At 39.7% G+C, this 17,336-nt stretch carries 15 protein-coding genes and 1 tRNA gene; 13 read left to right on the top strand and 3 right to left on the bottom strand.

What is annotated here, in order from left to right; genetic code table 11:
- Window positions 1-54 precede the first annotated feature (54 nt).
- The 7 genes from I6E69_RS03485 to I6E69_RS03455 all read left to right on the top strand — a co-directional run bounded on the left by I6E69_RS03485 (window position 55) and on the right by I6E69_RS03455 (window position 6,088).
- Window positions 55-558: an NYN domain-containing protein gene (locus I6E69_RS03485; protein ID WP_002962844.1), complete on the top strand. Its 504-nt coding sequence runs from the start codon at window positions 55-57 to the stop codon at window positions 556-558.
- 174 nt (window positions 559-732) lie between these two features.
- Window positions 733-1,653 carry an NAD(+) diphosphatase gene (gene nudC / locus I6E69_RS03480; protein ID WP_138490003.1) on the top strand — a complete coding sequence of 307 codons (921 nt, stop codon included), beginning with the start codon at window positions 733-735 and terminating at the stop codon, window positions 1,651-1,653.
- Between the two features lie 9 nt (window positions 1,654-1,662).
- A complete protein-coding gene (locus tag I6E69_RS03475) occupies window positions 1,663-2,844 on the top strand; it encodes a cystathionine beta-lyase (protein ID WP_024591304.1) in 1,182 nt (393 codons plus the stop codon).
- Between the two features lie 143 nt (window positions 2,845-2,987).
- Window positions 2,988-3,815, top strand: a complete 828-nt coding sequence (locus tag I6E69_RS03470; protein ID WP_039488524.1) for an ABC transporter permease — start codon at window positions 2,988-2,990, stop codon at window positions 3,813-3,815.
- The gene (locus tag I6E69_RS03465) at window positions 3,812-4,720 is read left to right on the top strand and encodes an ABC transporter ATP-binding protein (protein WP_007377980.1); all 909 of its coding nucleotides are present in this window, start codon (window positions 3,812-3,814) and stop codon (window positions 4,718-4,720) included. Before I6E69_RS03470 ends, I6E69_RS03465 begins: the two co-directional genes overlap by 4 nt.
- Window positions 4,720-5,094, top strand: coding sequence for a PH domain-containing protein (locus I6E69_RS03460; RefSeq protein WP_007377979.1), 375 nt, complete (start codon window positions 4,720-4,722; stop codon window positions 5,092-5,094). Before I6E69_RS03465 ends, I6E69_RS03460 begins: the two co-directional genes overlap by 1 nt.
- Window positions 5,095-5,293: 199 nt before the next feature.
- Entirely contained in the window at window positions 5,294-6,088 is a 795-nt protein-coding gene (locus I6E69_RS03455) for a putative porin (RefSeq protein WP_002962833.1), read from the top strand.
- Between the two features lie 85 nt (window positions 6,089-6,173).
- Here I6E69_RS03455 and I6E69_RS03450 read toward each other — a convergent pair whose 3' ends face one another.
- The gene (locus I6E69_RS03450) at window positions 6,174-8,021 is read right to left on the bottom strand and encodes a M2 family metallopeptidase (protein WP_197120653.1); all 1,848 of its coding nucleotides are present in this window, start codon (window positions 8,019-8,021) and stop codon (window positions 6,174-6,176) included.
- A gap of 167 nt (window positions 8,022-8,188) precedes the next feature.
- On the opposite strand from I6E69_RS03450, the gene I6E69_RS03445 reads away from it, so the two are divergent.
- Window positions 8,189-10,465 (top strand): acyl-CoA dehydrogenase, encoded by a 2,277-nt coding sequence (locus I6E69_RS03445; protein WP_033022056.1) that lies wholly within the window; start codon window positions 8,189-8,191, stop codon window positions 10,463-10,465.
- Window positions 10,466-10,808: 343 nt separating this feature from the next.
- Here the strand turns inward: I6E69_RS03445 and I6E69_RS03440 are convergent, their stop codons facing one another.
- Window positions 10,809-11,243 (bottom strand): hypothetical protein, encoded by a 435-nt coding sequence (locus tag I6E69_RS03440; RefSeq protein ID WP_002963139.1) that lies wholly within the window; start codon window positions 11,241-11,243, stop codon window positions 10,809-10,811.
- 142 nt (window positions 11,244-11,385) lie between these two features.
- Window positions 11,386-12,354: a cysteine synthase A gene (gene cysK / locus I6E69_RS03435; protein WP_002963138.1), complete on the bottom strand. Its 969-nt coding sequence runs from the start codon at window positions 12,352-12,354 to the stop codon at window positions 11,386-11,388.
- 362 nt (window positions 12,355-12,716) lie between these two features.
- On the opposite strand from cysK, the gene I6E69_RS03430 reads away from it, so the two are divergent.
- From I6E69_RS03430 to I6E69_RS03410, 5 genes are all read left to right on the top strand, one after another.
- Entirely contained in the window at window positions 12,717-13,868 is a 1,152-nt protein-coding gene (locus I6E69_RS03430; RefSeq protein WP_002963137.1) for a dicarboxylate/amino acid:cation symporter, read from the top strand.
- A 108-nt stretch (window positions 13,869-13,976) separates the two neighbouring features.
- Window positions 13,977-14,627, top strand: coding sequence for a UvrY/SirA/GacA family response regulator transcription factor (uvrY, locus tag I6E69_RS03425; protein WP_002963136.1), 651 nt, complete (start codon window positions 13,977-13,979; stop codon window positions 14,625-14,627).
- 9 nt (window positions 14,628-14,636) lie between these two features.
- Complete coding sequence (gene uvrC / locus I6E69_RS03420; RefSeq protein WP_039488521.1) at window positions 14,637-16,460, top strand: excinuclease ABC subunit UvrC; 1,824 nt, start codon at window positions 14,637-14,639, stop codon at window positions 16,458-16,460.
- 42 nt (window positions 16,461-16,502) lie between these two features.
- Entirely contained in the window at window positions 16,503-17,048 is a 546-nt protein-coding gene (gene pgsA, locus I6E69_RS03415; RefSeq protein ID WP_032827134.1) for a CDP-diacylglycerol--glycerol-3-phosphate 3-phosphatidyltransferase, read from the top strand.
- 212 nt (window positions 17,049-17,260) lie between these two features.
- Window positions 17,261-17,336 (top strand) — tRNA-Gly (locus I6E69_RS03410).

The following is a 17,336-nucleotide window of genomic DNA, read 5'->3' as shown; positions in this document are numbered from 1 at the left end:
ACACTTATTTTATAACGTTACTTCTATTGCTATTAATCCTCACTAGGACACTAAATGACTTTACAAAACGAGCAGCAAAGCACGAAACCACGCGTAGGTATTTTTGTTGATGTGCAAAATATTTATTACACGTGCCGTGAGAGTTACGGGAAAAACTTTGACTACAATGCGTTTTGGCGAATGATGGAGGCGCAATACAATATTGAGTGTGCTTTTGCGTATGCAATTTATCGAGGAGATGAAAAGCAAAATCAGTTTCAAAATATTTTGCGTGCGATTGGTTTTGAGGTAAAGCTAAAGCCATTTATTCAACGCCGTGATGGAAGTGCTAAAGGCGATTGGGATGTAGGCATAACAATAGACATGTTAGAGCAGGGTAAAAATCTTGATAAAGTTATTTTGCTCTCTGGCGATGGTGACTTTGCTTTGTTACTTGGGCATTTAAAAAATCAATATAATGTACCGTGCGATGTATACGGTGCTGACAGGTTAACTGCTGAGGTATTAAAACAAAGCGCAGAGCAATTTCATTTAATTGATAATACTTTGCTACTTTAACAGTAAAAAATAGTTAAAAAAGTGCAAGCTAAGTGCCTGCAACATGAGAGATTTTAATACAAAGCCGTAATAGATGAATTAAGCCTTATATAGGCTTTTTTTATTACTGTAATCAATTGGGTTTGCTAAATGATTATGGTAATTTTAAAGCATAACGAGTTACCAAGGACTTACATGCTTCATTACAGCAACATGCCACTAGATAGAGGCTCAAATTTTCGTAAAGACCCATCGTGGCTTAAAGCGCAAATGTCGGCGCAAAGTAAATGGGTTTTAGTTAAAAATAATCAAACCCTATTTATTAAAGATACCCCTAAAGTAAGCTATTTAACGTATCAACAAGTGGCACATTTAGATTTAACGAGTGCTATTTTTGTTGGTTTAAACAATGCTAAACATGGTGTGTTTGCATTGGATGTTTCTGATCTGGATGAAAGCGTACTTTCGCCTTTAATAGAGGGCGCCCAGTTTTTTGATATTCGCCAATATGGGCCTCAAGTAACCATTAAATATGCCTCAATAGCCGCCCTTGCGAGAGGGTTATGTTATTGGCACGCCACGCACCGTTTTTGTGGGCGTTGCGGTAGTAAAAACCGTTCAGTGGAAGCCGGGCATTCTCGTGTATGTGAAAACGAAAACTGTAAGCATCCTACATTCCCTCGTACCGATCCTGCGGTAATTATGGTCGTTACTAAAGTCTTTGCTGACGGAGTAGAACGCTGTTTATTAGGTCGCCAAGCTGCGTGGCCCACTGGTATGTATTCGTCGCTTGCTGGATTTGTAGACCCAGGGGAGACACTGGAACAAGCTGTTGCGCGTGAAGTTAAAGAAGAGGCAGGCATAGAGGTTGATAACGTACGTTATGTTGCATCTCAGCCATGGCCGTTCCCATCGTCAATTATGCTTGGTTTTTTTGCAGAGGCGACATCTGAGCAAATTAACGTAGATAAAGAAGAGCTAGACGATGCAAAATGGTTTAGCCGAGAAGACTTAGAGCAATTTGGTAATTGGCACGAAGAAGGGGAGCATTTAAAGCTGCCTAGAACCGATTCTATCTCTCGTTATTTAATTGAGCATTGGCGCACAAACCCTTAAGGATTAACAATGTCGAGTAAAAGTAATAAAAACACTCAGCTAGTATCATCAGGGCGAAAAAAAGCCTATACACATGGCGTAGTAAATCCCGTTGTACAGCGTGCATCTACCATTGTATTTGATACTGTAGCCGATTTAAAAGAAGCAGCTAAAACCCGTGGCGATAAAACGTTATTTTATGGGCGCCGAGGAACAACAACACACTTTGCACTGCAAGAAGCGATTACAGAACTTGAAGGCGGCGAAGGGTGTGCATTGTACCCTTGTGGCGCTGCGGCGATCAGCCAAGTATTTTTATCGTTTTTAAAAACCGGTGATCATATTTTAATGGTTGATAACGTGTACGAACCAACTCGCGATTTTTGCGATAAAATTTTAGTGGGGCTGGGCATTACAACAACCTATTACCCGCCAACCATTGGCGCAGGTATTAAAGATTACATTCAGCCAAATACTAAAGTGTTGTTTTTAGAATCTCCAGGTTCTATTACGATGGAAGTGCAAGATGTGCCCGCTATGGTAAAAGTAGCTAATGAGCACAACGTAATGACCATGCTTGATAATACCTACGGTAACGGTCTGCATTATCGCCCGTTAGAGCACGGTGTTGATATTAGTATTCAAGCTGCAACAAAGTATATTGTTGGCCATTCAGACGTGATGATGGGGGTGGCTGTTGCTAATAAAAAGTATTGGCCAACCTTGCGCGAAAACTCATACTTACTAGGGCAATGTACCAGTGCCGATGATGCGTATTTAGCACTTAGAGGCCTGCGTACAATGGGTGTGCGTTTAAATCAACATGAAAAAGCAGCAATAGAAGTAGCTAAATGGCTTGAACAACATGAGCTTGTTGATCATATTCGCCACCCTGCATTTGAAAGCTGCCCAGGGCATGAGTTCTTTAAACGTGACTTTGATGGCAGTAATGGGTTGTTTTCATTTGTTATGAAAACCGGCAATCAAAAAGCGATTGATGCATTTTTAGATAGCCTTGAGCATATTAAAATGGGCTTTTCGTGGGGCGGTTTTGAAAGTTTGGTAACGGCTAATTTAACCATGAAAGGGTTGCGCTCAAATACAGGTTGGGATTTAGGGCCGGTTATTCGCTTGCACATAGGTCTTGAAGATGTAGAAGATTTAATTAGCGATTTAAGCCAAGCACTTGAGGTTTATAAGCGGCATTTATAATTTATATCGCAATTTATGCTGTTACATTTAAATGTATTGTTACAAAGCTCACCATAGGTGAGCTTTTTTTTGCTGGTAATTCAAGGTGTTTACACTTAGTGTGGATAAATACACAGAAAATAAAAAGTCATTAAGGATAGTCAATGGCAACATCATTACCGATAAACGTAGGGCGATTAACGCAAATAGCGGGATTTGAGCTTGTACGTATGTTTTTAACTAAACGTGGACTTATTGCATTAGCTGCCTTTGCATTGGTGTGGCTAATAATACTGCGCTACCCAATAGGGCAGGCAGTAGGCATTGTAAGTGCCCCCGATTTTGAGCAAATAGCCCGTGATATATCAGGTTCTATTGGTTTAAGTAAATTATTGGATTGGCCTGAGGCCGAATTTGCTATGTACTGGTTAATAGCCCTTTATAGCTTTCCCGTTTTTGGTTTATTTATTTGTAGCGACCAAACGGTAGGCGACAGAGAGCGCGGCACACTAAGGTTTTTATCACTGCGCTCCACTCGCTTTGAAATACTGTTTGGCCGTTTTTTAGGGCAGCTAGGAGTATTAGCATGTTTGGTGGGTATAACGCTTGTGGCTACACTCGCTGTATTGGGTTTTAGAGAGCCAAGTTTACTGGCTGGTGGTTTTGCCCGTGCGCTTTCTATATTTTTAATATTAGTGATTACTCTGAGCCCATTTGTAGCACTAATGACGTTAATTAATACCTTTGCTCGCTCATCGCGTTTATCTATTGTATTGGCAATTTTATATTTTGCAGCAGGCGGTATTGTAGTTGGTATATTGCAATGGCAAATACCTGCATTAGGCTTGCTTGATTATTTATTTCCGGGTGTGCAAATAGAGCTATTAGCGGGGCAAAATTTACCATTATTGAGCGCTGTGGCTATTCCCCTTGTGCAAACTGCGGTATTACTAAGCGTTGCTCAACGTATTTTTGCAAGGAGCTCACTATGAGACCATTAATTACAGCTAGCGGTTTGAGTAAATCGTATGGTGCAAAACTTGCGCTTAATAATGTGGACTTTGAAATTAACAAAGGCGCGCCAGTGGCACTTGTTGGACCAAATGGTGCGGGTAAAACTACCTTATTTAGTTTGTTGTGCGGCTATATAGCGCCAAGTAAAGGCAGCCTTGAAATATTAGGGCACAAACCTGGTAGTGCTGCTTTATTTAATAAAGTAAGCGCATTACCGCAAGACGCACAACTTGACCCTCGTTTTAATATAGATAAGCAACTCGCCTTTTATGCAAAGCTACAAGGTATGGGTGCTAAGCAAAGCCAAACTGAGGCGCTACGTGTACTTGATTTGGTTGGCTTAAAAGAAATTGCAAAGCAGCGTGCGGGGGATTTATCGCACGGTATGCGCAAGCGCGTTACGATAGCGCAAGCACTTATTGGCGCGCCACAAATTGTAATGCTTGATGAAGCAACCGCAGGCCTTGATCCGATTCATGCCAGAGAAGTACGTGAGCTGGTATCAGAATTAAGTGAACAGGCTACATTTATTTTAAGCTCTCACGATTTAACTGAGCTTGAGCGACTATGCTCACAGGTACTTCATTTAGATAAAGGCGTACTAAGCGAGCATCAAACAAAAACTAATAATACCGATAAACACTTTTATACATTAATGCTAAGCGAGGCTTATCAAAATGTTGAGCAACAGCTTCAAGCAATTGCAGGTGTGAGTCGTGTGTATATGAGCCAACATAAAGAATATGTAGTTGAGTATCAGCCAACGAGCGATCCACTTGATATTGCACTACTGAATTTTTGTCATCAACAACACTGGCAGTACCGGCAGTTAGTTAATGGTCATACATTAGAGAACCAAATATTTAAACAGGAGAAAGTATAATGGGTTTACTTAGCGGACTTATGGGTAATGCAAGCGAAGTTGACGATTCTGATTTAGAAAAAATCCTTGCCAATACATTAATTGACGGCGAGCAAGTAGAAAAAGCATATAAAGTAGTACGTGATATGTTTATTTTTACTAATAAGCGCTTAATCTTAATTGATAAGCAAGGTATGACCGGTTCTAAAATGGAAATGGTGAGTATTGCTTACTCTAAAATTACCAAGTTTAGTAAAGAAAGTGCAGGCCACTTTGACTTAGATGCCGAGCTAAAAATATGGGTTGGCTCAGATCCAACACCAATTAGTAAAGAGTTTAAGTCTGGCGATAATATTAACGATGTTTACCGAATTATTAGCCAACACGCGCTTTAATACGGTACATGTTTTAAGTAGTTGTTGACTAGATGTTGCAACTACTTTAATTTTACAGTTTACAACACTTCCTTACAATTAACTTAATAAATACAACTGGTTAGTTAAGTTTTCATTCAGTTTCCTAACGTTAGCATGTGCCTCGACTTTAGCAATACAGCTAGAGCATAAAAAGCAATGTACATAGGGAAGTCTTACAATGAAAAAATTAGCAGTTATTATTTCGAGCATTTTATTATCTAGCACTGCGGCTGCTGCAGACAGCTATAATTCAATTAGTAACCTAAGCTACAAAAATAGCGATAACAACGACACCGTTGCTGTAGATTCTATTTACTACCTATCTCCTAAAAAAACTTTAGGTCCGTACGATCAGTTTGAATACATCAATAAACAAACTAACGTATATGGTGGCTACGCTGATGACGACTTTGGGGATTTAACATCGGTTGGTGGTGAATACTTCATTAATGAATTTGTTGTTGGCGCATCTTACGAAAACCTAGACCCAGATTCAGGTTCTAACAGTGAGCTTTATAAACTGACGGGTGGTTACTTTTTCAACCCTGATTTACTTGCAAAAGTAACACTAGTTGAAAACAAAGACGGCGACGATTACGCATTATTTGATTTAGCTTACAACTACATGCTAAACAGCACAGATTACGTAGGTGTTACACTTACATCAGACGACGATTTTGATTACCGTGCAGTTGCTGCTAAATACTTTATTGATTTACAGCAAGGTAACTACCTAACTTTTGAAGGTAAATACGAAAGCATTGATGACGCAGAAAACCAATGGGTAGCAGAAACTAACTACTACTTCTCAAAAGCAACATCTGTATTTGCTAACTACAACAAGCAAGACACTTACAGCTTTGGTGCTCAGCACTTCATCAATAAAAATATTGGTGTAAAGGTGGGTTACGAAAACAACGCTGATGATTCTGACAACGATGCGTACTTTGCTAACATGCGTTTTCAGTTTTAATTAAGTCCCGTACTTAGTTAATACAAAAGTAATATCAAAAGCCCGCTAAATTTAGCGGGCTTTGTTGTTTTATATAAATGCATTATTACCAGCCGCAGTTGCGGCTTTCGTTTTGTTTATCTAAATATGTTTGTAATGGTGCAAAGTAATCGAGCATTGCTGTCGCATCCATCTGCGGCTTACCTGTTACAGTTTCAAGCGCTTCTTGCCAAGGGCGAGATGAACCCATTTCAAGCATAGCGTTTAGCCTATCCCCTGCTTCTTTTGAATTATAAATAGAGCAGCGATGAATGGCTTTATCGTTACCGGCAATTTCACATAAGCTGCGATGAAACTCAAATTGTAAAATATGCGCCAAAAAGTAACGTGTATAAGGCGTGTTACCCGGAACGTGGTACTTAGCACCCGGATCAAAGTCGTTTTCGCTACGTGCGATAGGCGCTTGCACTCCTTGGTATTTTTCACGTAGTTCCCACCAAGCTTTATTGTAGTTCTCTGGGGTTACTTCACCTGAAAATACCTGCCAACGCCACTGATCAACCATTAAGCTAAACGGCACAAAGGCTACTTTATCAAGTGCCATTTTCATCAACAAACCGATATCTTTAGATTCATCAGGTACTTGTTCAAGTAAGCCGATTTCTTTTAAGTAACCCGGTGTAACCGATAAGGCAATGGTGTCTCCAATGGCTTCATGAAAACCATCGTTTGCACTTTCTTGATAAAATAAAGGTTGTTTATTATAAGCGCGTTGATAAAAGTTATGACCTAATTCATGGTGAATAACTGAAAACTCTTCGCCTGTGCGCTGAATACACATTTTAATGCGTAAATCGTCTTTGCTATCGATATTCCATGCTGATGCATGACACTGCACATCTCTGTCTTTTGGTTTTACAAACAGTGAACGCTTGTAAAATGTCTCTGGTAGTGCGTCAAAACCCATTGAGGTAAAAAAGTTTTCAGCCCCTTTTACCATTTTAAGTTCGTCGTAATTATTTTGAGCTAATAACTCGGTTACGTCGTAACCCGGATCGGCGTTTTCTGGTGCAACTACATCGTAAATATTACCCCATGCTTGCGCCCACATATTACCAAGTAAGTGCGCTGGTATTGGCTGATCTTGAGGTACTTTGTCGGTGCCGTACTTTTCACCTAACTTTGCGCGAACATGGCAATGTAGCGAGTTATAAAGTGGTTTAACTTGGCCCCAAATACGGTCAAGCTCAGTGGTAAAGTCATCAGCAGGCATATCGTATTTACTGCGCCACATAGCGCCCGTATCGGCATAACCAAGCTCCTTTGCACCTTCGTTGGTAAGTGCTACTTGTTGCTCGTAAAGTGGGCGCATGGGTTTTGATATTTCACGCCAGCCTTGCCATAAATCAAGTAGTTCGTTGTAATCTCGGCTGGTGGCCATTTTTGAGGTCATGTCGCCAAGGCTTAAACAGCTGCCATCTTCTTTACAGTATTTACCTTTACCATATAGCCCGCCAAGCTCTGCGACAATTTGTGAAAGTTGTGCTGTTTTATCAGCGTCTTGTGGGGCAGGAAGTGTAAGTGCGAGCTTTAGTTTATCAAGCTTACGGCGAGCATCGTAATCAAGCTCTAGTTCGTCGAATTTTGCAGCTTCATTTGCTAAACGCACGACTGTTTCGGTCATTTTACGGTTAACTTCAGCCGATAGAGCAGATGTATCGTGAGTAATAAAGTTTGCGTAAATCCACTCTGCACGGCTCGATTCTAAATAAAGTGCACTCAGTTCTTTTTCTGTGTTTGTTATGAATGTATTTGCATCTTTAGCTGTTACAGCTTTTTTAGTGTGTGCTGAATTGGTAGTGTCTATCGTTACTTGCGCATCGCAGGCCGTTAAAGCAAGAGTACTTGCTACCATTAAGGCGCTCATACTTAGTTTAAATCGAAAGGGGGTCATGCTATTCCTTTAATTTATTGTTATTAAAACGTTGATAATAGCAGTGATGTTTAAAACAATAAAATGAATGCGTTAAGGCTCACGACTCGTCGTGCAATGATTGTATTTAAATTAAGATGGGTCATAATTAAGTTACTATTTTCATTCAATGTGTAAGGAATGTGCGCATGTTAATATTTATAATATTGCTGGTCGTGGTGGTGGTTATTTTTGCGGTTAAAGATATTCGCCTAAACTTGATTAGTCGTCCTACGTTTAAAATGTTCAAAAAGGTGCTTCCGCCATTATCGCAAACAGAGCGAGAGGCGATGGAAGCAGGTGATGTTTGGTGGGATGGTGAGTTATTTAGTGGTAACCCAGACTGGCAAAAACTGCACCACTTTCCAAAACCAGAGCTTAGCGATAAAGAAAACGCATTTATGGCTAACCAAGTAGAAACCTTATTGGCGATGCTTGATGATTATCAAATTGTACAAAAAGACAAAGACTTACCAAAAGAAGTGTGGGATTACCTAAAAACAGAAGGTTTTTTTGCGCTGATCATTCCTGAAAAATTTGGCGGTCGTGAGTTCTCGGCAATTGCTAATTCAACGATAGTGTCAAAAATTTCGACTAAAAGCTTAACAGCAGCAGTCACTGTTATGGTGCCTAATAGCTTAGGTCCGGGCGAGTTACTTCTTCACTATGGTACTAAAGAGCAGCAAGATCGTTGGCTGCCAAGTTTAGCTAATGGTACAGATGTTCCTTGTTTTGCATTAACGGGACCAGAGGCGGGCTCTGATGCTGGCAGCATTCCTGATTCGGGCGTGGTGTGTATGGGTGAGCACAATGGCGAGCAAGTAATGGGCCTGCGTTTAAATTGGTCAAAGCGTTACATTACACTTGCACCAGTGGCTACTGTACTCGGCTTAGCATTTAAAATGTATGACCCTGATGCTTTATTAGGTGATAAGAAAGAGCTAGGCATTACATGTGCTCTAATACCAACCGATCATCCGGGTGTTGAAACGGGTGAGCGTCACTATCCGCTTAATATGGCCTTTATGAATGGTACCACTTACGGTAAAGATGTATTTATACCACTGGACTGGATCATTGGCGGTCAAGAGTGTGCAGGGCGTGGCTGGAGAATGCTTGTTGAGTGTTTAAGTGCAGGGCGTGGTATATCACTACCGGCATTAAGTGCAGCAACTGGACATTTAGCTTCAAAAATGACATCGGCATACGCCATGGTACGCCAGCAGTTTGGTGTATCTATAGGGCAGTTTGAAGGTGTCCAAGAGGCACTTGCACGTATTGGTGGTTTAACTTACACACTTGAGTCGTGCAGATTAATGACCGCAGGTGCGATTGATTTAAAATTAAGCCCGTCGGTTGTAACAGCGATTGCTAAATACCATATGACTGAAATGGGTCGTACGGTAATGAATGATGCAATGGATATTCATTCAGGTAAAGGAATTCAAGTAGGGCCTAATAACTATTTGGCGCATGGCTATATGGGGATTCCAGTATCAATTACGGTTGAAGGCGCGAATATTTTAACGCGTAACTTAATGATATTTGGCCAAGGTGCAACACGCTGTCATCCATTTGTTTTAAAAGAAATGGAAGCCGCTGCAATGGAAGATGACGACGCAGCACTTGAACAATTTGATGGTTTATTAATGAACCATATAATATTTGCAGCAAGTAATGCAGGTATGGCATTTGTGCATGGCTTAACACGTAGTTATTTTGCTAAAGCGCCTGTGGGTGGTGAAACGGCTATTTATTATAAACAACTGAGTAGAATGAGCCGAGGCTTAGCTATTTGTACAGACGTTGCAATGTTAATGCTTGGCGGTGAACTTAAACGTAAAGAAATGATATCAGCGCGTTTGGGTGATGTATTAAGTCATTTGTACTTAGCATCAACTGTTTTAAAACGTTATGAAGATGAAGGGCGCCAACAAGCTGATTTACCATTTGTAAAATATGCAATTGAGAACTCATTATTTGAAATTGGCCAAGCGTTTAATGGCTTCTTTAAAAACTTTTCAAATCCGGTTGTTAATTTTATCCTTAAACGTATCGTGTTCCCGCTTGGAAACCATTACCACAGACCAAGTGATGAAATAGCACAAAGTATTTGCGAGCGTATGACTCAACCTGGTGTATTTAGAAATCGCTTAACGCATTTATGTTATGTAGATGAAAATGCAGGTACAGGGGTCATGGAAAGCGCATTTTTAGCTATGCATGATATGCAAGCGCAGTTTAAAGACTTAAAACAATGGCAGCGTAAGGGCAGTGTGCCTGCAACGCTTGATATTGAAGGTGCTATAAATTATGCGCTTGAAAATAAGTTGTTAGAGCAAACGGATGCTGATGCAATGCATCATGCTAATAAGCTACGTAAGAAAGCCATTGCAGTTGATAACTTTCAACCTGGTGAGCTGTAGCGCAGTACTTTAAATACTAGGGCGTGTTGACCCTTCGTGGTTGAATTTGCAGCAGGCTGTTTGGTTTTTAGGCAAGGCAGAGCCTATGTAGTGTGGTTATTCCCCATAAATAGGCGATAACGCAGCATAAATGCCAAACATGCGCTGCCCTTTGGGTTCTTTCTAGGGACGATTAACTCTTTGTTGCTCGGTTTTTACTTAGCCCACTAGGTTACAAACCTCGCGCCGCGATTAAATCGCCCCTAGATTGAACAAACTTCAATCCACAAAGATCAACACGCCCTAGCTAAAGCGAAAAAGGCCTTACGAATGTAAGGCCTTTTTATGTTTAATTCATTTATTTTTAACGAGCGTAAGGGTCGGCAACAATTTTATCTATGTACCATTTTCCCTTTTTACGAAGCATTTTTACACTGCGCATTTCGTCAATTTTATCACCATTTAAATAGCCGGTAAAAATAAGGTTTATTTTAGCGTTATCGCCGTATTGTTCACGGACGCTCATATTGGTCATATCAACTTCAATGGTGACTTCATCGTATTGCATATTTACTAAGTTACGGGAAAACTGTTTAGCGGTGCCGTAGGATTTCATTATACGTGTAAGGTTGGGGGTTGCCATGGTGCTGGCTTTTTGAAGGTCTTGCTGGTTATAAAGCGCATCAAAATAAGCGGTTGCTGTATCGCCAGGAGTGTCGCCAAGTGTTTTGGTATCGTCACCACAGGCTGATAAAAATAAACAGATGACCAAACTTAATAAACTCGTGATTTTTTTCATATTAATTATTATTAATTAGTTTTTTTAAAGTGTGTGGTTTATCTATGCAGATGTAAAGGTATGGCAGGCAATAAATAGAAAATTGGATAATAAATAATAAAAAAGGATGCCTAAAGCATCCTTCTAAAAATCTTAAAATTACTTATTGTACTAGTTCTTGTTCACTAAACTCTTCATCAAACATTGGGCTTGATAAGTAACGCTCAGTTGCACTAGGTAGAATAACAACAATATTTTTATCTGCGTTTTCAGGTTTTTCAGCAATTCGCTTAGCTGCAACAACCGCTGCACCTGACGAAATACCTACTAGAATACCTTCTTTTTTCATTAACTGATGCGCCATTGCAATTGCGTCTTCGTTAGATACAAGCTCTGCGCCATCAATTAAGTCCATATCTAAGTTGCCAGGAATGAAGCCAGCACCAATACCTTGGATTTTATGAGGACCTGGTTTAATTTCTTCACCGGCAAGCGTTTGGCTAATAACTGGAGAGTTAGTTGGCTCAACAGCAATAGACTTAACGTTTAGACCTTTTTCTGTTTTGAGGTAGCGGCTAACACCTGTAATAGTACCACCAGTACCTACACCGGCTACAAAAAAGTCTACTTTGCCATCAAGCGCATCATAAATTTCAGGGCCTGTTGTTTCAAAGTGAATTTTTGGGTTTGCAGGGTTTTCGAATTGTTGTAATAAAATATACTTATCAGGTGCTGTTGCTTGAATTTCTTTTGCTTTTTCAATTGCGCCATTCATACCTTTTGCACCGTCGGTAAGTACTAGATTTGCACCTAATGCTTTTAATAGCTTGCGACGTTCTAGGCTCATGGTGTTTGGCATAGTAAGCGTTAACTTGTAACCACGTGCTGCTGCAACAAATGCAAGTGCAATACCGGTGTTCCCAGATGTTGGTTCAATAAGTTCTTTACCTTCAACAAGCTGACCTGACTTTTCAGCTTCCCAAATCATCGATGCACCAATGCGGCATTTGATACTAAAGCTTGGATTACGAGATTCAACTTTAGCGTATACATTCCCACCTGTAACACGGTTAAGTTTTACCAGCGGTGTATTACCGATGCTTAGTGAGTTATCTTCAAAAATAGTAGACATAATGTTCCTTTGGATGCAATCTGATCAACGTGTTAATAGCCTTTGCTACTAACTATATAAACACACTTTACTGTGAGTTTAAAAAAACTAAAGTAAAGTTTGGCTATAACATATATCTATTGGGCTTATAACCAGTAGAAATAAAAATCAATTATTAGCGGTGCTTTAGTTATTATAGGTGCGGGCTTAATTTAAAATTTAAAGAGTAAAACTTCGTTTAGTCAAAAAATGTTCAAAAGAGTATTGAATTAAGCTGTGTTTGTTCAATATTTGTGCATATGAATGTAACTTGAATAGTTTTATCACACAATGCGTCTAAAACATGATAAAAACACGTATCTAAATTCAATTAAGCAATCACAATGAAATTAATCTTAAAATTAATTGCCGGTATTGTGGCCGGTATCCTAGTTGGACTATATGTACCTATAACTGGTGTTGAACTTTTATTCACAGTAAAAGAGCTGATTGGTCAAATTATCTCCTTTACCATTCCACTTATTATATTATTTTTTATTGCATCAGGTATTGCAGGCCTACCAAAAGGGTCTGGTCACTTACTTGGTAAAACAGTCGGGTTTGCTTATAGCTCTACAATTATTGCAGGTACGCTTGCATTTTTATTAGTAAGTGCTGTTATCCCTTTTTTAAGCGGTGGTATTACATTCGAGGCAGAAGTTGCTACAGAAATTGGCAGCTTTATTGATTTAGAAATTCCACCTCTGATGGGGGTAATGACCGCATTAGTAACTGCTTTTGTATTTGGTATAGGCATGAGCCAATTAGAGCTGGATACGCTTAAAAAGGTGTCTGATCAGGGCCGTGATGTGATTGACGGATTATTATCAAAAGTAATTATCCCTGCTTTACCATTTTACATTGCAGGTGTATTTGCCGAAATGACGGTAGCGGGTACTGTGGTAGATACACTGCAAACATTTGGCGTAGTACTAATTGCAGCGCTTGTTATGCACTGGTTATGGTTAAGCGTTTTATATATAGCGACAGGTGTACTATTAAAACGTAATCCAATCGAATTAGTTAAAAATATGCTACCAGCTTACTTTACAGCGTTAGGTACTATGTCAAGTGCAGCAACGATTCCAGTATCGCTTCAATCAAGTAAAGCAAATAACGTTAAAGAAGATGTAGCAAACTTTACCGTACCACTGTGTGCAACCATTCATTTATCTGGCTCAACTATCACTATAGTAACCTGTGCAATGGCTGTTATGTTTTTATCGCCAAGCATGGAAGTCCCTTCATTAATGGGTATGCTACCGTTTATTATGATGTTAGGTGTAGTAATGATTGCAGCACCAGGTGCTCCAGGTGGCGCAGTTATGTCGGCGCTTGGTCTATTAACAAGCATGCTTGGGTTTAATGAAGGCGCGGTTGCATTAATGATTGCACTTTATTTGGCACAAGATAGCTTTGGTACTGCGTGTAATGTAACGGGTGATGGTATCATTGCGTTATGGGTTGACAGATTTAGCGAAAAATCGTCATCTTAAACTATTAGGGCGAGGCAATAATATTAGTTATTGTTTCGCTTTATGTATGTTACTGTGGCAAATTAATTTAATTAAATTGCATGTTGTTAGGTAAGTGAGGATGTTCCATTGATTAATGTACTTTTAGTTGATGACCATGAACTTGTACGAACAGGAATAAAGCGTATTCTTGATGATGTACGAGGGTTTAAAGTAATTGGTGAAGCTAAAACTGGCGAAGAGGCTGTACAGTTTTGTCGTCAGCATGCGCCAAACATAGTATTAATGGATATGAATATGCCAGGCATGGGCGGATTAGAAGCGACTAAAAAGATTTGTCGTTACTGCCCTGATGTAAAAATTATTGTGCTTACCGTTAACTGTGAAGACCCGTTTCCGAGTAAAGTAATGCAAATTGGTGCACATGGCTTTTTAACTAAAGGTGCAGGTTCTGACGAAATGGTGCGTGCCATTCGTTGTGTTCATGCCGGTCAGCGTTATATTGCCCCTGAAATTGCACAGCAAATAGCACTTGCGCAAGTGACAGGTCGTACAGACGAAAATCCTTTTCAGAGCTTATCTGAACGCGAACTGCAAATTATGCTTATGATCACTAAAGGTGAAAAAGCACAAAATATAGCTGAGCGTTTAAACCTAAGTTCAAAAACAGTAAATAGCTATCGCTACCGTATGTTTGAAAAGCTAAATGTAGGTGGTGATGTTGAGCTTACCCATTTAGCAATCCGTCATAAAATGATTGATATAGACGTTTCGTACTAACTATAATTTATGTCTGAATTTGATCACGTACATTTTCTCAAAACGCTATCAAGTGAGCCGGGTGTATACCGCATGCTTGATAGTGACAACCAAGTTATTTATGTTGGTAAAGCTAAGCATTTAAAAAAGCGTGTGAGCAGTTACTTTAGAAGTAACATTACCGATAGCAAAACACGCGTTTTAGTGAGTAATATTTGTGACATCGAAGTCACACTCACTAATACTGAAACAGAAGCGCTGCTGCTTGAAAATAATCTAATAAAAAAATACCAGCCTCGCTACAACATATTATTACGCGACGATAAGTCGTATCCCTATATTTTATTAACTAGCCATAAACACCCTCGTTTAGCGTTTCATCGTGGCAGCCGTAAAATTAAAGGTGAGTACTTTGGGCCATTTCCAAGTGCTGGAGCTGTCTCAGAAAGCTTGCGATTAATGCAAAAAATATTTCCTGTTCGTCAATGTGAAGATGCTTATTACCGCGCAAGAAGTCGCCCGTGTCTGCAATATCAGCTTAAGCGTTGCTCAGCTCCGTGTGTGAATAAAGTTACGGATGATGATTACAGCGAGCAAGTTGACTATGTCCGTAAGTTTTTAACGGGTAAATCTCACGAAGTTATTGCTGATTTAATAAAAAAAATGGAAGCAGCCAGCCTACAATTAAATTTTGAACTGGCCGCAAAAGTTCGCGACCAAATAATGCTACTTCGTAAAATGCAGGAGCAACAGTCTATATCAGGTAATTTTGCTGAAATGGACGTAGTTGGTTTTGCTCATTTAAATGGTTTAAATGGTATTCATTTATTAATGATCCGCGATCACAAAGTATTGGGTAGTAAAACGTATTTTCCAAAAGTACCTAAAGATTCAAGCGAGCAAGAAATATTGACCTCATTTTTAGGACAGTACTATTTAGCGCCAGGAGCAACAGGGCGTATTGCAAAAGAAATCATATTACCTTTTGAAATAGAAGAGAGCGGGGCACTCGGTGAAGCACTCACACAAATAAGTGAGCGCAAAGTAACACTTAAAGTAGTTACCCGTGGTGAGCGTGCTCAATACTTACAACTGGCCAATAAAAATGCATTAAACAGTATTGCAGTTAAGCAAAGTACCCAAGACTCTATTAATAAACGTTATGCACAATTAAAAGCAACATTGCGACTTGATGATATTACCCGAATGGAGTGTTTTGATATAAGCCACACTATGGGGGAGAACACTGTTGCAAGTTGTGTTGTATTTGACTCACAAGGCCCAAATACAAAAGAGTATAGGCGCTATAATGTAACGGGTATAACCGGTGGTGATGATTATGCTGCAATGGAGTTTGCACTTAATAAGCGTTACAACAAATTAGTAGATGAAGACAAAATTCCAGACGTTATCTTTATTGATGGTGGTAAGGGGCAACTGGGGCGCGCGGAGCAGTACTTTTCTAACTGGCCACATACAAAAATGCCTTTATTAGTAGGTGTCGCTAAAGGTACTAGCCGTAAGCCTGGCCTTGAAACACTACTAATTGACGGTGGTCGAAAAACCATTCCTATGGATTCAGATGCGCCTGCGCTACATTTAATACAGCATATACGTGATGAATCTCATCGTTTTGCAATTGCAGGGCATCGTAATAAACGCCAAAAACAACGTACGCAATCACTACTAGAAGAAATAAATGGAGTCGGTTCTAAGCGTCGGCAAACATTATTAAAATATTTAGGGGGCATGCAGGGAGTAAAAGCTGCTAATATAGAACAGTTAAAGAAAGTTCCTGGGATCAGCCCTGACATGGCTGAGAAGATATTTAACCATTTGCATGACAAGGGCTAGCCCTACATGCGAATATAGCAAAAAAGACATATCCAAGTAGTTATGTGGAATATTCCAAACACACTCACAACATTTAGACTTTTTCTTATCCCCGTTTTTTTGGTGATATTTTATTTGCCTTATAGCTGGGCTTTTTTTGCTGCCGCCTTTATTTTTTGGCTTGCATCAATCACCGATATACTAGACGGTTATTTAGCAAGAAAGCTTGAGCAATCAACCCCTTTTGGTGCTTTTTTAGATCCCGTTGCTGATAAAGTAATGGTATGTGCCGCACTTGTAGCGTTATCTGATCAGTACCAGTCAATGTACATGACCATACCTGCTCTTATTATAATAAGCCGTGAAATTATCATATCTGCACTTCGTGAATGGATGGCAGAGCAGGGTAAGCGTGGTAATGTCGCTGTATCAAACATGGGTAAAATTAAGACGGCTGCACAAATGTTGGCCATTATCGGTTTGATTTGGCAATATGATACATGGATGAACTATTTAAGTTTTGGACTACTGTACATTGCGACCTTTTTAACCTTGAGTTCTATGATGCAATATTTACGTGCAGCATGGGGTGAATTGACTAAAAATTAACTCTAAATGTATAATAACGCACCGTTTTAGATAAAAAACAAGCAAACAGTTCAAAACTAGCATTTTTTGTATTGACGCGTTTAATAATCTCTGTAGAATGCGTCCGTGTTGAGAGGGCATAGCCCCCTAGATAAACGAAACGGTAATTAATCAGTTACCTGAATGTTCACATAAATCATCATGTGCTAATTCAAATAACTGATACATAAAATGCGGTACTAGCTCAGTTGGTAGAGCGCGACCTTGCCAAGGTCGAGGTCACGAGTTCGAGCCTCGTGTACCGCTCCA

The sequence above is a fragment of the Pseudoalteromonas sp. NZS100 genome, from assembly GCF_015864815.1.
GTDB classification, from domain to species: domain Bacteria; phylum Pseudomonadota; class Gammaproteobacteria; order Enterobacterales; family Alteromonadaceae; genus Pseudoalteromonas; species Pseudoalteromonas distincta.
Note: the sequence above shows the minus strand (reverse complement) of the source record. Positions and strands in the feature narration are given on the sequence as shown.

Bases quoted from the DNA above. Each gene is read 5' to 3' on its own strand.
- I6E69_RS03475 (WP_024591304.1), top strand. From the start codon at position 1,663: ATGTCGAGTAAAAGTAATAAAAACACTCAGCTAGTATCATCAGGGCGA.
- pgsA (WP_032827134.1), top strand. From the start codon at position 16,503: ATGTGGAATATTCCAAACACACTCACAACATTTAGACTTTTTCTTATC.
- uvrC (WP_039488521.1), top strand. From the start codon at position 14,637: ATGTCTGAATTTGATCACGTACATTTTCTCAAAACGCTATCAAGTGAG.
- I6E69_RS03465 (WP_007377980.1), top strand. From the start codon at position 3,812: ATGAGACCATTAATTACAGCTAGCGGTTTGAGTAAATCGTATGGTGCA.
- I6E69_RS03445 (WP_033022056.1), top strand. From the start codon at position 8,189: ATGTTAATATTTATAATATTGCTGGTCGTGGTGGTGGTTATTTTTGCG.
- I6E69_RS03440 (WP_002963139.1), bottom strand. From the start codon at position 11,243: ATGAAAAAAATCACGAGTTTATTAAGTTTGGTCATCTGTTTATTTTTA.
- I6E69_RS03460 (WP_007377979.1), top strand. From the start codon at position 4,720: ATGGGTTTACTTAGCGGACTTATGGGTAATGCAAGCGAAGTTGACGAT.
- I6E69_RS03470 (WP_039488524.1), top strand. From the start codon at position 2,988: ATGGCAACATCATTACCGATAAACGTAGGGCGATTAACGCAAATAGCG.
- cysK (WP_002963138.1), bottom strand. From the start codon at position 12,354: ATGTCTACTATTTTTGAAGATAACTCACTAAGCATCGGTAATACACCG.
- I6E69_RS03430 (WP_002963137.1), top strand. From the start codon at position 12,717: ATGAAATTAATCTTAAAATTAATTGCCGGTATTGTGGCCGGTATCCTA.
- I6E69_RS03455 (WP_002962833.1), top strand. From the start codon at position 5,294: ATGAAAAAATTAGCAGTTATTATTTCGAGCATTTTATTATCTAGCACT.
- nudC (WP_138490003.1), top strand. From the start codon at position 733: ATGCTTCATTACAGCAACATGCCACTAGATAGAGGCTCAAATTTTCGT.
- I6E69_RS03450 (WP_197120653.1), bottom strand. From the start codon at position 8,021: ATGACCCCCTTTCGATTTAAACTAAGTATGAGCGCCTTAATGGTAGCA.
- I6E69_RS03485 (WP_002962844.1), top strand. From the start codon at position 55: ATGACTTTACAAAACGAGCAGCAAAGCACGAAACCACGCGTAGGTATT.